We start from the raw sequence: 16306 nt of genomic DNA, 5'->3' as shown, positions 1-16306 counted from the left end.
TTTTTCTTTTTGGGTGGCACCCCCACCCCCCCCCCCCCCCCCCCGACCCCCCCCCCCCCCCCCCCCCCCCCCCCCCTCCCCCTCCCCCCCCCCCCCCCCCCCCCCGGCCCGTACGACCACTAGTATTTGACCCAACATCTGCCGAGCCAGGCAGGTGGAGACCCGAGGAGCCATCGTGGCTGAGCTGCACGTCGAGTTGGTCGCCGCGGACCGTCAGGTCTGGTCCGGCGAGGCCAGCCTGGTCGTCGCGCGCACCTCGTCGGGCGACATCGGCGTCATGCCCGGACACCAGCCGCTGCTCGGCGTGCTGCAGTCGGGCCCGGTGACGATTCGTACGACCGGCGAGAGCGGGGACGGCACCGTCGTCGCCGCCGTGCACGGCGGCTTCATCTCCTTCGCCGACAACAAGCTGTCTCTGCTCGCGGAGATCGCGGAACTGTCGGACGAGATCGATGTCCAGCGCGCGGAGCGGGCCCTGGAGCGAGCGAAGTCGGACGCTGACGCGGCCGCCGAGCGTCGCGCCGATGTCCGGCTGCGTGCGGTGACGGGCGTTCACTGAGCCCCGCCACCGAAGAGATCGATCCTCAGCCGCGGGCTGCCCGGAGACCTCCGGAGCGGCCCGCGGCTGAGGCAATGCAGGTGCGTTTCCCTCCCTCGCGCCCTCACGGCGCGGGGGGACACCCTTCGAGGCGAGGAGGTCGGTCGAGATGTTCCTCGCTCTGCTTGTGAGCGGCATCGTCGTGGTGCTGGTGCTGCTGGGGCTGTTCGTCTTCGGACTGCGGCGGCGGCTCATCCAGCGCTCCGGTGGCACCTTCGACTGCAGCCTGCGCTGGAACGTCCCGGAGAACGAGACCGGCGGCAAGGGCTGGATCTACGGTGTGGCGCGCTACAACGGAGACCGGATCGAGTGGTTCCGGGTGTTCTCGTACGCGCCCCGGCCCCGCCACCTCCTGGAGCGCTCCGCCATCGAGGTCCTGGAGCGCCGTACCCCCCAGGGCGAGGAGGAGCTGGCGCTGCTCTCCGACTCCCTCGTGCTGGCCTGCCGGCACCGTGGCACCCGCCTGGAACTGGCGATGAGCGAGGACGCGCTCACCGGCTTCCTCGCCTGGCTGGAGGCGGCACCGCCCGGGCAACGAGTCAATGTGGCCTGATCGGGCGGTCTCGTTGGATGGGGGTGCCCCCGGACGGAGTCTGGGGGAGAGTCAATGTGGCCTGATCGGGCGGTCTCGTTGGATGGGGGTGCCCCCGGACGGAGTCTGGGGGAGGGTGAACGTGGCTTGATCCGGTGGGCCGCGGGAATATCCGCGCGCCCGTCGCGTTGAGGCCCCGAAGGGGGGCGTGTGCCCCCTACGGGATGCGTTCGACCGGCCCTTACGGCCCGTGCGCCCGTTGGAGTCCGCCCGCCCGTTGTGGCCCGCCCGCCCCTCTTGGGTTCTGCCCGCCCGTTACGGCCCGTCCACTCCCAACTCCTGTGCCAGTACGGCCGCTTGTACCCGGCTGCGCAGATCCAGCTTCGCCAGCAGCCGGCTGACATGCGTTTTCACGGTGGCCTCCGCCATCGCCAGCCGTAGCGCGATATCGGCGTTCGACAGCCCCCGGCCCAGACAGCCCAGTACCTCCAGCTCGCGCGGGGTCAGCGCGTCCAGGACCGCCCGGTCCGGCGCGGCGCCTTCGCGCGCCGGCCGTCCCGCCGTCCGCGGGTGCGCGAACTCCGCGATCAGCCGCCGGGTCACCGCCGGGGCGATCAGCCCCTCGCCGGCCGCCACGGTGCGCACCGCGGTCAGCAGCGCGGCCGCGTCGCTGTCCTTGAGCAGAAAGCCCGCGGCTCCAGCGCGCAGCGCCCCGAAGACATATTCGTCCAGGTCGAAGGTGGTCAGCACGAGCACATCCGCCAGCCGCTCGGAGACCACCTGCCGGGTGGCGGAGACCCCGTCGAGGCGGGGCATCTGGATGTCCATGAGGACGAGGGCGGGGCGCAGCTCGCGGGCGAGCCGTACCGCCTCGACGCCGTCCTCCGCCTCGCCGACGACCTCGATGTCGGGGGCGGAACGCAGGATGAGGACCAGTCCGGCCCGTACGGAGGACTGGTCCTCGGCGACGAGAACCCGGATCGGCGGTGTATCGGCGCCTGTCATCGTCGTGTTTCCTCCCCCAGGTCGGGCCACGCCGCCCCATGAGCCCGGTCGTACGCCGTCTTTCGGCGAGACCTTGCCTGCTGTCTGCCGGGTTGCCGAGGGGCGGTCACCCACCATCCAACACGGCGCCGGGGTCCGCTGCCGCCATGTCCGGGTCATCCCCGTACGGAGCGCGCTACATCGAAAGTTGCAGGCCCGGATCATCGCGTGCGACGAGGTGGCGGCCGGCGGCCGTTGGGAGGCTTGAGGCGTTCGGTGGAGGGTTCGGAAAGGAGACCGCCGTGATCGTCGTGCTGATCGTGGCCTGCGAGGTCGGCTTCTGGGTACTGCTGGCGCTGGGTCTGGCGCTGCGCTACCTGGCACGGATGCCGCGCACCGGAGCGGCGGTGCTGCTCATGGAGCCGCTGCTGGAGCTGGTCCTGCTGATCGTCACGGCGATCGACCTGAAGAACGGCGCGCCGGCGGACTGGAAGCACGGACTGGCCGCTGTCTATATCGGCTTCACGGTCGCCTACGGCCACTACACGATCAAGTGGGTCGACGCACACGTCGCGCACCGTTTCGCGGGCGGGCCGCGGCCGGTCAAGCGCTATGGACTCGCCCGCGCCAAGCACGAGGGGAAGCTGTGGTTGCGCACGGTGGTGATGGCCGCGGTCGCCGCGGCGCTGCTCCAGCTCGCGACCTGGTACGTCGGCGACGGCGGCGACACCCGGCCGCTGCACGAGTGGCAGCTCGCCACCCTGCGGATCGTCGCCGTCCACGGGGTGATCGCGCTGACCTACTTCATCTGGCAGAAGAAGGACCCGGGCCGGACCACGGCCGACGGGGAAGCGGCCCGGCCGCCGCAGAAGACGCTCAGCTAGGGGGTCTCTCCCCGGCGGACGGGGGGCTTCGGCGGCTCGGGAGCCTCGGCGTATCGGGAACGAGCCCGGTCAGCGCTCCCCGCCCGGTACCCACAGCACGTCCCCGACCTCCTTGTTGGCCGTACGGGCCAGGATGAACAGGAGGTCGGAGAGGCGGTTGAGGTAGGTGGCGGTGAGCGGGTTCATCGTCTCGCCGTGCTCCTCGAAGGCCGCCCAGGTGGCGCGCTCGGCGCGGCGGACGACCGTGCACGCCTGGTGCAGCAGCGCGGCGCCGGCCGTGCCGCCGGGGAGGATGAAGCTGCGCAGCTTCTCCAGCTCCGCCAGGAAGCGGTCGCAGTCGGCCTCCAGCTTGTCGATATAGCTCTGCTCGACGCGCAGCGGCGGGAATTCCGGATTCTCCACCACCGGCGTCGACAGGTCCGCGCCGACATCGAACAGGTCGTTCTGCACCCGCAGCAGCACCGCGGCGACGTCCTCGGGGAGCGAGCCGAGCGCCAGTGCCACGCCGATCGCCGCATTGGCCTCATTGGCGTCCGCGTACGCCGCGATCCGCGAATCGGTCTTGGCGGTACGGCTCATGTCGCCGAGGGCGGTGGTGCCCTTGTCGCCGGTGCGGGTGTAGATGCGCGTCAGATTCACCATATGGGCGAGCCTACGCCGCGGACCTGCGGAAGGCCCGGGTGCCATAGGTCACGGACAGCGCGGCGAACGCGACCGCCACCAGCACGCCGTAGAGCAGGGCCGAGGAGGCGTAGGCGCCGACGAAGGCCGCGCGCACCGCGTCCACGAGATAGCGGAACGGCATGAAGTGCGAGAGCACATCGAGCCACGTGGGCCCCAGGGCCATCGGCAGCATCAGCCCGGACAACAGCATCGAGGGCATGGTGACGGAGTTGATGACCGGCCCGAACTCCTGCGGGGTGGTCACCTTCAGCGCCAGCGCGTACGACAGCGAGGCCAGCGCCACGGTCAGCACGGCGACGAAGGCGAAGCCGATGAGGATGCCGGGCAGGGGCGCGCGCAGCCCCATGGCCAGCGCGGCCAGCACCAGCAGCACCGCCTGGAAGACGAACAGCAGGGCGTCCCGCAGCACCCGCCCCAGCAGCAGCGCCAGCCGGCTCACCGGGGTCACCCGCATCCGCTCCACGACCCCGTACTGCTTCTCGACGATGATGCCGAAACCGCAGAACGAGGCCCCGAACAGGGCGAGTTGGAGCAGGAGTCCGGGCACCAGCACCTGCCAGGAGCTGCCGGACGAGGACAGTGGCAGATCGGTCAGCAGGGGCCCGAAGAAGAGCAGATACAGCAGCGGCATCAGCACGCCGAAGAGCATCTGGAGTCTGGAGCGCAGCGTCTGGCGGGCGTACCGCCCGAAGATCAGCGCGGTGTCGGAAAGCAGGGTGGACAAGGGGAGCTCCTAGACGGCGACGGGGGCCTGGTCGTGGGGCGTGGCCCCGCGCCCGGTGATGGCGAGGAAGGTGTCCTGGAGGGAGGCGTCGGGGGAGCCGGCGTGGGTGCGCTTGAGGGCCTCCGGGGTGCCCTCCGCGACCACCACGCCCTTGTCGACGATCACCAGCCGGTCGGCCAGCGCATCGGCCTCGTCGAGGTAGTGCGTGGTCAGGAAGACGGTGGTGCCGTGCTCGGCGCGGATCCGGCGGACCAGCTCCCACAGATCGGCGCGGCTCCCCGGATCGAGTCCGGTGGTGGGCTCGTCGAGGAAGAGCACCTGGGGGCGGTGGGTGAGGCCCATCGCGATGTCCAGCCGGCGCCGCTGACCGCCGGAGAGGGTGGCGGTCCTGCGGTCGAGCAGCTCCTCCAGGCCCAGGTCGGCGGCCAACTCCTCGGCACGGGCCAGGGCTTCGGCCTTGCCGAGGCGGTAGAGGCGGGCCTGGGTGACCAGCTCTTCCCGTACCGAGATGTGGGGGTCGACGCCGCCGGACTGGGCGACGTAGCCGGCGGCGCGCCGGACGCCCGCCGGGTCGCGGACGAGGTCGCAGCCGGCGACGGTCGCGGTGCCGCCGGTGGGGGCGAGCAGGGTCGTGAGCATCCGCAGGGTGGTGGTCTTGCCGGCGCCGTTGGGGCCGAGGAAGCCGAGGATCTCGCCGCGCTCGGCGGTGAAATCGATACCGCGTACGGCCTCGACGGCGCCGCGTTTGGTGGTGAAGGTCCGGGCGAGTCCGGACGCGCTGAGGACTGGCATGCCCCCAGAAAAACAGAGGGACTGAAAAATTGCAACGTCCCCAAAAATGCACCCTGCCCAGCGAGGGGTAGGGTGAGGGCATGGCAGAGGGGCTCAGGGAGCGGAAGAAGCGGCAGACCCGCCAGTACATCTCGGACGTGGCCACCGGCCTCTTCCTGGCGCGCGGCTTCGACGCGGTGACCATCGCGGAGATCGCCGAGGCCGCCGATGTCTCCGTCAACACCGTCTACAACTACTTCCCGGCCAAGGAGGACCTCTTCCTCGACCGGAGCACGGGCATCGTGGACCGGCTCTGCCGCTTCGTGCGGGGCCGGGCGGCGGGGGAGTCCGCGGCCGCCGCCGTGCTGCGCGAACTGCGTGAAGAGGTCGAGGCGGTCTCCCCGCGGGTCGGGTTGATCGAGGGGTACGACCAGTTCATGCGGGTGGTGCACGAGGCGCCCACCCTCAAGGCGCGGCTCGGGTACCTCCAACAGGAGATCCACACCAACCTGGAGGAAACCCTCCGGGAGGAGACCGGAGCCCCGGCCGGCGATCCGCTGCCGGGCCTGATGGCGGGCCAGATCGGCTGGGTGCACCAGAGTCTGATGGGGTGGATCGCGCAGGAGATGCTGGCCGGCCGCAAGCCCGCCGAGGTCTCCCGCGAGGCCTTGGTCCTGCTCGATGAGATGGAAGAACTCCTGGGCGAAAAGGTCCTCAACTACGCCGTACGGGCGGCCGGCTGACGGCGGACTGTCCCGGTTCGTTCCCCGTGGACGCGTCCCGCGGTGTGATGTCCGTCATCTGAGACGTGACGCGCATCTCTTACCCTCCAAAGGATCGCTCACGACCGCTAACGTCACCCAGGACCGTCAAATGCACAGGGTGTGAGGGGACAGCAGTGGCAAAGAAGCTCGCCGTCATCGGCGCCGGACTCATGGGATCCGGTATCGCGCAGGTCTCCGCCCAGGCGGGCTGGGACGTGGTGCTTCGCGATGTGACGGACGAGGCGCTGGCCCGGGGCAAGGGTGGCATCGAGGCCTCGTACGAGAAGTTCGTCGCCAAGGGCAAGCTGGCGGCGTCCGACGCCGAGCAGGCGCTGGCCCGCATCACCACCTCGACCGACCTGGAGGCCGTCGCCGACGCGGACATCGTCGTCGAGGCCGTCTTCGAGCGGATCGAGATCAAGCGGGAGATCTTCCAGGCGCTGGACAAGCTGGTCAAGGACGAGGCGGTGCTGGCCTCCAACACCTCCGCCATCCCGATCACCAAGATCGCCGCGGCCACCACCCGCCCCGAGCGGGTCGTCGGTGCGCACTTCTTCTCGCCGGTGCCGATGATGCAGCTGTGCGAGCTGGTCCGCGGCTACAAGACCAGCGACGAAACCCTCGCCACCATCCGGCAGTTCGCTGAGTCGGTCGGCAAGACCTGTGTCGTCGTCAACCGCGATGTGGCCGGCTTCGTCACCACCCGCCTGATCTCGGCGCTGGTCGTCGAGGCGGCCAAGCTCTACGAATCCGGCGTGGCCAGCGCCGAGGACATCGACACCGCCTGCAAGTTGGGCTTCGGCCATGCGATGGGACCGCTGGCCACCGCCGACCTGACGGGCATCGACATCCTGCTGCACGCCACCGACAACATCTACACCGAGTCCCAGGACGAGAAGTTCGCCCCGCCGGAGATCATGCGTCGGATGGTCGATGCGGGCGATATCGGTCGCAAGAGTGGGCAGGGCTTCTACGAGCACTGATGCCGCGTCAGGCCCATCGGCCTGATGGCGTCACCCCGTGGGGTGAATTCGGTATCGGTTCGCTTACAGGCGGCAACTTCGCCGCACGAGAGGCAGTCAGATCTGTAGACGTCCAGGCTTCATCACCCATGACATCGGGGAGCGCATATGCACATCAGGGGCGACCACGCCGAGCTGGTCGTCGGGGGCCGCCTTGACGTCCGCAGCGCGGCGGACGCCCGTACGGCCCTGCACGCCGCCGTCGACTCCGGTCGGGGCGATCTCGTGCTGGACCTGACCGAGCTGGATTCCTGGGACGCCACCGGCCTCGGCGTGATCATGGGCGCGCACCGTCGCGCCGGCCGGGTCAACCGCAGGCTGGTGCTGCGCGGTGTGCCGCCCCAGATGCAGCGCCTGCTGGTCGCCACCAGGCTGCACCGCATCCTCGCGATCGAGGGCGGCATCGAAGCGGAATCGGTTCCCCGGGTGTGAGGCAAGGGCGGTGCGCCGCCCGGCGGCCGCACCGGCGCCCGGGGAGCGATCGGGCTCGTAAGGCAAAGAGTCCGAAGGATGCGGAACTGTGCGACGGAAATGTCGTAAAGAGCGCGATACCGCGCAATCACGGAAGTTCCGGTCAGGACCCGCCCCCGGCGGTGCACCGGGCCGCCGTCCAGGTCTAAGGTTCGGTTCCCGCCCGTATGTCATCATCCGCGGCGGGCACCGGACCGGCCGCGACGCCTGAGGACGAGCTGCCGGCGCCGGGGGAGTGCGGACAGCCGGAAGCGCGGTCGGCACGCCGCTCCGCCTCCTGGACCGAGGACGCTGGGCGGAGGCGGAGGCGGAGCGGAACGAAGCATCTGGGAGCTTGCAGCATGGACCCGAACACTCACCGGGGACCTGAGGAGTACGGCGAGCAGGGCAGCCCTGCCGTGCCACCGGCCCCCGCGTTCGGCGGCGCGCAGAGCGGCTCCGCCGAACGCGCCCGCGTCGTCCGGCTCGTCTCGGGCCCCTACCTCGTCACCGTCAACCCCGTCGACGGCAGCGAGATAGAGCCCTGCCCGCCCGGTGAGCGCCCCGCGGCCCCCGGCCGGCTCGACCCGGAGGAACGCGCCGCGGCCGCCCTCGCCGCCGCGCCCCCGCTGCCGCCGGGCCCGCCCGGAATCGCCGGCCCCGAGACCGCGCTCGAAGAGCGCACCGAGGACACCGAACGCCTGGTCCGGCTGCTCTCCCGCGGCCGCTCCGTCCGCGTCACCGGCCCCTCGGGCTCCGGCCGCACCCGGCTGCTGGACGCCGTCGCCGCCGCCTGCACCGACCTCGCCCCCGACGGCGTCATCCGGCTCTCCGGCTACCACCGCACCTCCACCGACCTGCTGTACGCGCTGTTCGCCGCCGTCTACCGGGCCCCGCAGCACCGCCCCGACCGGCCCGAGATGCTGCGCATGGTCGCCCAGATCGGCGCGATCGTCGTCCTGGACGACCTGGAATTCGGCGGCGCCGCGCTCGACGAGCTGCTCGACGCCACCCCCGAGTGCGCCTTCCTGATCGCCGCCACTCCCGACGTCGCGGCCCCCAGCGCCGGCTCGCACCTCGAAGAGGTCTTCCTCGGCGGCATCGGCCGCGGCGGCTGCGGCCGGCTGCTGGAACGCGCCGTGGACCGGCCGCTCACCGACGACGAGGAAGCCTGGGCCGCCGACCTCTGGTTCGAGTCCGAGGGCCTGCCGCTGCGGTTCGTCCAGGCCGCGGCCCTGCTGCGGCAGTACGACCGGGCGCAGGCCGGACCGGGCGCCCTCGACGACGGCTACGGACTCTTCCCCGAGGACGGCGCCGACGAGCCGGCCACCGAGCCCGCGGAGAGCCCGGAGGTGGCCCTGCCGTCGCTCGGCGAGGCCGCCGCACCCGCCCCGCTGCTCGCCTCGCGGCTGACCGAGGCCGCCCGGGAGACCCTGCGCCTCGCCGTCGCGCTCGGCGGCGAGCTGCCGCACCAGGCGCATCTGCCGGCCCTCACCCAGGACACCCACGCCGACGCCGCCCTCGGCGAGCTGCTGGCCTGCGGTCTGATCACCCCGGCCGCCGGCCACTACCGGCTCGCCGCCACCGTCCAGGACCAGCTGACGGCGGCCGGCTACGCGGACGGCGCCGCCGCCCGGGCGCACACCGTCGCCCAGCACTACGCCTGGTGGGCCGGGCACCCCTCGGTGAGCCCCGAGCGGGCCGCCGCCGAGTCCGATGTGGCGCTGGCCGCGATGGGCGTCCTGACCGGCAGCCGGGAGAGCGGGCACGCCAGCGCGGCCGTGCTGCTGGCCCGTACGGCCGCCCCGGCGTTCGCCGCGGCGCTGCACTGGAGCGCCTGGGAGCGCACCCTGCGGCACGGCCAGGAGGCCGCGCGGCTCGCCGGTGAGGTCGCCGAGGAGGCGTACTTCCACCACGAGCTGGGCGTGCTGGCCCTGTGCACCGGCAGCCTCGACCGGGCGCGCGCCGAGCTGGAGGCGTCCATCGGGCTGCGTGGGGTGCTCTCCGACCGCAATGGCGCGGTGGCCGGCCGGCGCGCCCTGGCGCTGGTCACCGACCGTACGCGGGCCGACTCCGCGGCGGCGGCCACCACGGCCCTGCCGACGGCCGCCGGGGCCCCGGCACCGCGGCCCGGCACCTCGAAGGCCCCCGCCACACCGTTCGACACGGCCTCGACCGCGAAGCTGAACAAGCCGCGTGCCGAACGGGCCGCGGCGACGCTCGTGGCCCGGAGTTCCGCCACGACCACCGGGACCACCACCGGCGTCCCGGCCGTGACCAGCAGCGGCGAGGGCGCCGGAAAGGGCGTCCGGCGGGTGTTCGGCGGGACGCGGCGCAATGTGGTCGCCGCGGGCGCCGGTGCCCTGCTGGCGGCCGTCCTGGGCACCGTCGTCACCATCGGGGCGACGGGCGGCGACGACCCGCACCACGACGAGGTCAACACGGAACAGACCACGGACGACGGCGAGAGCACCGACCTGCCGGCCGAGCAGCCCGCCACGGACACCGGTCAGCCGCCCACCGGCCCCGGCACGTCCCGGCCCGGCACCGCCGGCCAGTCGGACCGCCCCTCGCCCTCGGCCGGCAGCCCCTCCGCCAGCGGCTCACCCAGCGATCCCGCCACCGGATCGCCGGACCCGACGGCCGACCCGACGCGGCCGACCGAGCAGCCCACCACACCCACCGGCCGGCCGACCCGCCCCACGCACCCGCCGACGGACGAGCCGACCGACCCGTCGCCGTCGGACGAGCCGACCGAGCCCTCGCCGTCGGGTACGACGCCCACCGAGCCGACGGAGAAGCCGACCTCCGAGAGCCCCTCGCAGTCCGCGTCCGGCCCCTCGGCGAGCGGTACGACCGGCGGCACCCCGTCGGACGGCACCACCACCTCCTCCGGCACGGCGAGTGCCCCGGCGGCCTGACGGCCCGCAGGAAGCGACGCGGCACACAACAGCGCAACGGCCCGGTCAGCTGCCGGGCCGTTGCGCTGTGTGCCGCTCTCATGGAGGCGGCGGGGTCAGAACAGGCGGAGCTTGTCGTCCTCGATGCCGCGCAGGGCGTCGTAGTCCAGCACCACGCAGCCGATACCGCGGTCGGTGGCCAGCACCCGCGCCTGTGGCTTGATCTCCTGAGCTGCGAAGATGCCCTTCACCGGCGCCAAGTGCGGGTCGCGGTTGAGGAGTTCGAGGTAGCGGGTGAGCTGCTCGACACCGTCGATCTCACCCCGTCGCTTGATCTCGACGGCGACGGTCTGGTTGTCGGCGTCCCGGCACAAGATATCCACCGGGCCAATGGCAGTGGGGTATTCACGCCGAATCAGGGAGTATCCCTCACCAAGGGTTTCGATCCGGTCCGCGAGGAGCTCCTGGAGGTGGGCCTCCACACCGTCCTTGATGAGACCCGGGTCGACACCGAGCTCGTGCGAGGAGTCGTGCATGACCTCCTCAAGGGTGATGATGAGCTTCTCGCCGCCCTTGTTCTCCACCGTCCACACCTCACCGTCGCCCTCCTTGAGAGTGCAGGGCGGCGACATCCAGTTGAGGGGTTTGTAGGCCCGGTCGTCCGCGTGAATGGAGACGGAGCCGTCCGCCTTCACCAGGATGAGGCGAGGGGCGGAAGGAAGATGGGCGGTGAGCCGGCCCGCGTAGTCCACGGAGCAGCGGGCAATGACGAGACGCATGGGGCGTCACGCTACTCGACCAGGGGCCACCTACGCGATTCGCCCTGGATCACGGTGTCTTTACGGGGGAAATCCCCGCACCCCCGGCGTTCGCCAATGGCCGGTTGTATGTGCAATCTCCTGGTGCGGGCCTCTTGCGCGGCATACCGTTGAAGCGGGGGGTTGTGAGGCGAACACGCTCCGTCGCAAAGCCCCTTGTCCCGTCCCTAGGCCCCGTCCGTCCCGGCGGGGCCGCGAGAGGAGAACCTCATGTCGCTCGACGTCTCACCGGCCCTCCTCGAACAGGCCGAGCGAGGCGAGGTCGACGAAGCCGCATTTGTCGACTGCGTCCGGACCTCCCTGCCCTTCGCATGGGGGATGATCAGCTCTCTGGTGGCCCAGCTGAAGGTGGACGGCGGAGAGTTCGCCGACAATCAGACGCCGCCGCCGGACGAGCAGGCGCGCGGCCAGCTGCTGCGCGCACTGGCGAGTGACGCCATCCGTGGTTCGCTGGAGCGGCACTTCGGTGTGCGGCTCGCCTTCCAGAACTGCCACCGGGTCGCGGTCTTCCCGCTCGACCCGGCGGTGGACGACCGTCTGGCCCGCTTCACGTCCATCCGCGGCCAGCTGCTGAACCAGTCGCCCGAACTCCGCGACTGCTGAACGGAGTTGCTGCCGCTGCGCACACGGTTGTGACACGCACCGTGCCGTGCGCCAGCGGCAGCACCACCCACAGCACACCGGCCTCCGCGCCCGAGCCGGTCACCCCAGCTGGGGCAGGACCTCCGCGCCCAGCCGGCGCACGTTCTCCTCCGTCGCCGCGAGGTCGCCGGAGCCCTCGACGAGCAGCGCGAACCGAGTGATGCCCGTACGCTCCGAGGTCGCCGCCAGCCGGTCGGCACACAGCTGCGGCGGTCCGACGGGATGCAGCCCGCACAGCAGCTCCGTATAGGCCAGCGGATCACGCATCGCGCGATAGCGGCCGTCGACCGTCACATGCGCGCCCAAGCCCTGCTGGAGCCAGCCGGGCATCGCCTTCGTGAGGGTCTCCGCCGCGGCCTTACGGGCGTCGGCGACCTGCACCACGCCCGCCGAGACATGCGCGGCCGCGGCGACCTCGTCCCCGTCCCGGCCGGCCTCCAGAGCGGCCGACCGCCACAGCGCGACCATCTCCGCCTTCTCCTCGTCGCCGCAGTGCATGCCCAGCAGCATCGGCAGCCCGCGCTCCGCGGCCGTACGGACCGATGAGGCGGAGGTGCAGGCCACCACCACCGGCGGGCCCGGGGGGCCGGGCTCGTCCGGATCGGTCAGTGCCTCGGCCGGCCGGGGCACCACGGCTACTTCCCGGAACGCATAGCGCTCGCCCTGCGCGCCGACCCGGGGCTCCCGCAGCCAGCGCATCAGCAGATCGAGTGACTCCGGGAAGCCGTGGTCGTACGCGGCGAGGCCGGAGCCGAACACCTCCAGATCGACCCACGGCCCGCCCCGGCCGACACCGAGCGTGAACCGGCCGTCGGAGGTGAGATGCAGCAGCGCCGCCTGCTCACCGAGGGCCACCGGATGCTGGGTCGGCAGCACGCTCACCGCCGTCCCGACGCCGATCCGGCGGGTCCGCCCCAGCAGCAGCGCGGCGAGCGTCACCGCATTCGGGCAGACGCCGTACGGGACGAAGTGGTGTTCCGCGAGCCAGACATCGTCGAGTCCGGCCTCCTCCGCGACCTCCGCGGAGCGCACCGCGCGGTGCAGTGCTTCCCCCTGTCCCTGACCGGGGAATTGAGCGGCCAGGATGAAAGCCCCAACGCGCATCGCTCTCTGCCTCCTCGCAGCCGACGCGACTCCCCCTTACAGGCAACAACGTGTGACACGTGCCAAGGGCACGGCCTGACGACAAATTTCCTGATGATCGCAGAATCCTGCCGAGGGGAGTTCGCCCGTGACCGCGCCGCGTACGCTGGTGACATCCCGTGACCCCGTGACTCTCCGAGGTGCTCTGTGTCCCCGCGTCGAAACCGCCAGCACGGCGGCGCGAAGCCCGTCGACCGCATGGGCGGTGACCGCTACGGCCTGGAACGTACCGAGGAATGGCGCGGCGAGGACTGGGTCGTGCGGCTGGTCGGGGGCGGCGGCGCGGCCAAGCACTACCGCTGCCCCGGCTGCGACCAGGAGATCCCGCCCGGGGTGCCGCATGTCGTCGCCTGGCCGCAGCACGGCGATGTCGACGACCGCCGGCACTGGCACAAGGCGTGCTGGAACGCACGGGACCGCCGGAGCGCGCGGCTCCAGCGGTCCCGGAATGCGCCCCGCTACTGAGGGCGGGCGGCGTCAGACGTCGCGCTGAAGGACGGCGGCGTAGGCGCCGCCCAGCGCCACCGCGGTCACACCGGCGAGGATCCACACGGGAGTCCAGCCGGTCGGGCCGGTGCTGAGGAACGGGATGTCGTACAGCGTCGCGAGCGCGCTGGGCACCGAGTACTCGATCAGCGCCTGCTGGACGTCCTTGAGGCTCTCGCCCTGGAGGAACAGCGCCAGCAGCATCGGCAGCAGCACCACGCCCATCATCGTGCTGATGGCACCCGCCGAGTGCCGCAGCAGCGTGCCGACGGACAGCGCCAGCAGACCGAGCAGCGCGACGTAGAGACCGGCGCCGACGGTGGCGCGCAGCCACTGGTCGGCGGTGGGCGCGGGGCCGTTGAGCATCGCGCTGTCGAGCAGCGCGACCAGACCGGTCGCGACCGTCGTGATCACCAGCGCGAGGGTGAAGAAGACGATCGCCTTCGCGGTCAGCATCCGTACCCGGCTGGGGCAGGCGGTCAGCGTCGTACGGACCATGCCGGTGCCGTACTCGGACGAGATCGACAGCACCCCCAGGGTGATCACGCACAGGCTGCCGAGCAGGACACCGACGAAGCCGAGGCCGAGCACCGGGTCCAGCTCGCGGTCCGAGCCCGCCGCGAGGGCGGCCAGCAGGCCGATGCCGACGCACAGCAGCAGCATCACGCCCAGCGTCCAGATCGTCGAGCGCACCGAGCGGATCTTCGTCCACTCGGAGAGCAGCGCATGGCCGAGGTGGGTGGGGCGCACCGGGATGGGCGAGACGTAGCCGCCCGCGCCGGCGTAGGCCTGCTGGGGCTGCGGCGGGGCCGGCGGCTGCGGGGCCTGGGGCTGGGCCTGGGCCGGCGCGTGGGCGGGAGCCTGGGCCTGCACGGGCGCGGGTGCCTGGACCGGCGTCTGGAGCATCATCGTGCCCGCGTCCTTGCCCGCGCCCTTGCCCGGCCCGTGCGCCGCGAGCGGCTGCGGCTCGGGGTATTGCTGGGCCTGGAGCATCATCGTCCCGGCCTCCTTGGCCGGGGCGGGCTGCGCGGGGGCCTGGCCCTGGGCGGGCGCCTGCCCGTGCTGGGGCTGGGGCGGGGCCGGAGCCTGGGCCGCCTGGGCCTGAGCGGGTGCCGGGCCCTGGGCCTGGAGCATCATCGTGCCCGCTTCCTTGGCGGGCGCGGGCTGCTCGGGCGCGGGCTGGGCCTGAAGCATCATCGTGCCGGCCTCTTTGGCGGGCGCGGGCTGCTGCTCCGGCGCCGGCTGCTGAGCGGGCGGCTGCTGACCCGGCTGCTGCTGGGCGGGCGGCGTCTGCGGCTGGTGCGGTGCGGCCGGCGGTGCCGCGGGCGGCATCGGCGGCGCGGCCGGCACCGGCTGCTCGTGTGCGCCGGTGTCGTGGGGTCCGCGCTCAGGCTGCGGCTGGGGCTGCGGCTGCTGAGGGCTGGTCATCGGGCGTCCTCGTGGTGGGGCGTGGGCAGGTCGGCGGGGGCGGCGGGAGCCGCGGGCGGCATCGGCGCGGCGGGCTGTTGCCCGTACGGGTGAGGCGCACCGTATTGCTCGGGTCCCCCGTACGGGTGGCCCTGAGCGGGCGGCGGATAACCTGGCCCGGGAGCGGGCGCCTGCTGGGCGTACGGATTCGGCTGCCCCTGGCCGGGAACACCGGCCGGAACCTGACCGGGAACCGGCTGACCGGGCGGGAACCCCGGGCCGCCCGCGTACCCCTGCGGGGCGTACCCGGCGGGGGCCTCCTGAAGGCCGGCCCGCGCGTCCGCCGTCGAGCGGTAGTCCACGGCGCCCTGCGTCATCTGCATATACGCCTCTTCCAGGGACGCCTGGTGCGGCGACAGCTCCCACAGCCGGACGTCGGCCTGATGCGCGAGCTCGCTGATGCGGGGGAGCGGCAGCCCGGTCACCCGCAGCGCACCGTCCGGCTCGGGCACGGTCTGCCCGCCCGCCTCACCGATCGCGGCGGTCAGCTTCTCGCGCTGCTCCGGCTCGGTGTCCGGGGTACGGACCCGGGCGAAATCGGCGGAGTTGGCCGAGATGAAGTCCTTCACGGACATATCCGCCAGCAGCTGCCCCCGGCCGATCACGATCAAGTGCTCGGCGGTCAGCGCCATTTCGCTCATCAGATGCGAGGAGACGAAGACCGTACGGCCCTCGCTCGCCAGCTGCTTCATCAGATTGCGCACCCACAGGATGCCTTCGGGGTCGAGCCCGTTGACCGGCTCGTCGAAGAGCAGCACCTGGGGGTCGCCGAGCAGTGCCGCGGCGATACCCAGCCGCTGGCCCATACCGAGCGAGAAGCCCTTGGAGCGCCGCCCGGCGACCTCCTGGAGACCGACCACACCGAGCACCTCGTCGACCCGGCGGGCCGGGATGCCGGACACCTGGGCGAGCGACAGCAGATGCTGACGCGCGGTGCGCCCGCCGTGCACGGCCTTGGCATCGAGCAGGGCGCCCACCTGGCGGGGTGCGTTGGGGAGGCTGCGGAAGGGACGGCCGGCGATGGTGGCTCGCCCCGAGGTCGGTGCGTCCAGGCCCAGAATCATGCGCATCGTCGTGGACTTGCCGGAGCCGTTGGGCCCCAGGAAGCCGGTCACCGTACCCGGCCGCACCTGGAACGACAGGTTGTACACGGCCGTCTTGGCGCCGTAGCGCTTCGTCAGGCCGACTGCCTCGATCATTCTCCGCCCCTCGCGAGATGGTCGGGGCAGAGGCGCTCTCGTACCCCCGTGAGGATTAGGAGGCTATCCGGCCATTGACGGTTCCCGTCAATCGCCGCAGGCGACGCCCCCGTCACCCACCTCCTCAACCCTTTCCACCCACGGGAGGGGACGGGCCGGAGGGGGGGGGGGGGGGGGGGGGAAAAGGAACAAGGCCACCCCCCCTCCCCGAAGGGGCATCCACGAACCCAAAGAACCA

The 16306-nt window shown here is 72.1% G+C and carries 17 protein-coding genes; 9 read left to right on the top strand and 8 right to left on the bottom strand.

The genetic code is table 11. The features are described from left to right. Nucleotides 1-175 precede the first annotated feature (175 nt). Complete coding sequence (locus ACZ4XD_RS24145; RefSeq protein ID WP_018087383.1) at nt 176-559, top strand: F0F1 ATP synthase subunit epsilon; 384 nt, start codon at nt 176-178, stop codon at nt 557-559. A gap of 148 nt (nt 560-707) precedes the next feature. After that, the gene (locus ACZ4XD_RS24140; RefSeq protein WP_042148772.1) at nt 708-1151 is read left to right on the top strand and encodes a DUF2550 domain-containing protein; all 444 of its coding nucleotides are present in this window, start codon (nt 708-710) and stop codon (nt 1149-1151) included. 294 nt (nt 1152-1445) lie between these two features. On the opposite strand, the gene ACZ4XD_RS24135 is transcribed toward ACZ4XD_RS24140, so the two are convergent. Further along, nucleotides 1446-2135 (bottom strand): response regulator, encoded by a 690-nt coding sequence (locus ACZ4XD_RS24135; RefSeq protein WP_042148776.1) that lies wholly within the window; start codon nt 2133-2135, stop codon nt 1446-1448. A gap of 281 nt (nt 2136-2416) precedes the next feature. On the opposite strand from ACZ4XD_RS24135, the gene ACZ4XD_RS24130 reads away from it, so the two are divergent. After that, nucleotides 2417-2998: a hypothetical protein gene (locus ACZ4XD_RS24130; protein WP_468045216.1), complete on the top strand. Its 582-nt coding sequence runs from the start codon at nt 2417-2419 to the stop codon at nt 2996-2998. Between the two features lie 69 nt (nt 2999-3067). On the opposite strand, the gene ACZ4XD_RS24125 is transcribed toward ACZ4XD_RS24130, so the two are convergent. The 3 genes from ACZ4XD_RS24125 to ACZ4XD_RS24115 are packed head-to-tail and all read right to left on the bottom strand — an operon-like array spanning nt 3068 to nt 5198. Further along, nucleotides 3068-3640, bottom strand: a complete 573-nt coding sequence (locus ACZ4XD_RS24125) for a cob(I)yrinic acid a,c-diamide adenosyltransferase (RefSeq protein WP_042148781.1) — start codon at nt 3638-3640, stop codon at nt 3068-3070. A gap of 10 nt (nt 3641-3650) precedes the next feature. Further along, nucleotides 3651-4406, bottom strand: coding sequence for an ABC transporter permease (locus ACZ4XD_RS24120; protein WP_468045214.1), 756 nt, complete (start codon nt 4404-4406; stop codon nt 3651-3653). Nucleotides 4407-4415: 9 nt separating this feature from the next. Then, nucleotides 4416-5198 carry an ABC transporter ATP-binding protein gene (locus ACZ4XD_RS24115; RefSeq protein WP_468045212.1) on the bottom strand — a complete coding sequence of 261 codons (783 nt, stop codon included), beginning with the start codon at nt 5196-5198 and terminating at the stop codon, nt 4416-4418. A gap of 80 nt (nt 5199-5278) precedes the next feature. Between ACZ4XD_RS24115 and ACZ4XD_RS24110 the strand changes: the two genes are divergently transcribed. From ACZ4XD_RS24110 to ACZ4XD_RS24095, 4 genes are all read left to right on the top strand, one after another. Then, complete coding sequence (locus ACZ4XD_RS24110; protein ID WP_468045210.1) at nt 5279-5920, top strand: TetR/AcrR family transcriptional regulator; 642 nt, start codon at nt 5279-5281, stop codon at nt 5918-5920. A 155-nt stretch (nt 5921-6075) separates the two neighbouring features. After that, nucleotides 6076-6924 carry a 3-hydroxyacyl-CoA dehydrogenase family protein gene (locus ACZ4XD_RS24105; RefSeq protein WP_468045208.1) on the top strand — a complete coding sequence of 283 codons (849 nt, stop codon included), beginning with the start codon at nt 6076-6078 and terminating at the stop codon, nt 6922-6924. 147 nt (nt 6925-7071) lie between these two features. Then, complete coding sequence (locus ACZ4XD_RS24100; protein ID WP_042148793.1) at nt 7072-7395, top strand: STAS domain-containing protein; 324 nt, start codon at nt 7072-7074, stop codon at nt 7393-7395. Between the two features lie 380 nt (nt 7396-7775). Then, on the top strand, nt 7776-10334 hold the full coding sequence (locus tag ACZ4XD_RS24095) for an ATP-binding protein (protein WP_468045206.1): 2559 nt from the start codon (nt 7776-7778) through the stop codon (nt 10332-10334). Between the two features lie 95 nt (nt 10335-10429). Here the strand turns inward: ACZ4XD_RS24095 and nucS are convergent, their stop codons facing one another. Next, nucleotides 10430-11092, bottom strand: coding sequence for an endonuclease NucS (gene nucS, locus ACZ4XD_RS24090; RefSeq protein ID WP_042148800.1), 663 nt, complete (start codon nt 11090-11092; stop codon nt 10430-10432). 249 nt (nt 11093-11341) lie between these two features. Here nucS and ACZ4XD_RS24085 point away from each other — a divergent pair, with 249 nt between their 5' ends. After that, a complete protein-coding gene (locus tag ACZ4XD_RS24085; RefSeq protein WP_018087370.1) occupies nt 11342-11734 on the top strand; it encodes an SCO5389 family protein in 393 nt (130 codons plus the stop codon). 99 nt (nt 11735-11833) lie between these two features. On the opposite strand, the gene ACZ4XD_RS24080 is transcribed toward ACZ4XD_RS24085, so the two are convergent. Then, nucleotides 11834-12877: an LLM class flavin-dependent oxidoreductase gene (locus tag ACZ4XD_RS24080; RefSeq protein ID WP_468045203.1), complete on the bottom strand. Its 1044-nt coding sequence runs from the start codon at nt 12875-12877 to the stop codon at nt 11834-11836. Nucleotides 12878-13063: 186 nt separating this feature from the next. Between ACZ4XD_RS24080 and ACZ4XD_RS24075 the strand changes: the two genes are divergently transcribed. Next, on the top strand, nt 13064-13381 hold the full coding sequence (locus ACZ4XD_RS24075) for an ATP/GTP-binding protein (protein WP_085922946.1): 318 nt from the start codon (nt 13064-13066) through the stop codon (nt 13379-13381). Between the two features lie 12 nt (nt 13382-13393). Here the strand turns inward: ACZ4XD_RS24075 and ACZ4XD_RS24070 are convergent, their stop codons facing one another. Together ACZ4XD_RS24070 and ACZ4XD_RS24065 are read right to left on the bottom strand one after the other, a co-directional pair. Further along, nucleotides 13394-14308: an ABC transporter permease gene (locus tag ACZ4XD_RS24070; protein ID WP_468045280.1), complete on the bottom strand. Its 915-nt coding sequence runs from the start codon at nt 14306-14308 to the stop codon at nt 13394-13396. Nucleotides 14309-14826: 518 nt separating this feature from the next. After that, nucleotides 14827-16068: an ABC transporter ATP-binding protein gene (locus ACZ4XD_RS24065; RefSeq protein WP_468045201.1), complete on the bottom strand. Its 1242-nt coding sequence runs from the start codon at nt 16066-16068 to the stop codon at nt 14827-14829. Nucleotides 16069-16306: the final 238 nt, after the last annotated feature.

This window comes from Streptomyces sp. NPDC029466 (assembly GCF_055574515.1).
This window is presented reverse-complemented; position numbering and strand designations above follow the sequence as displayed.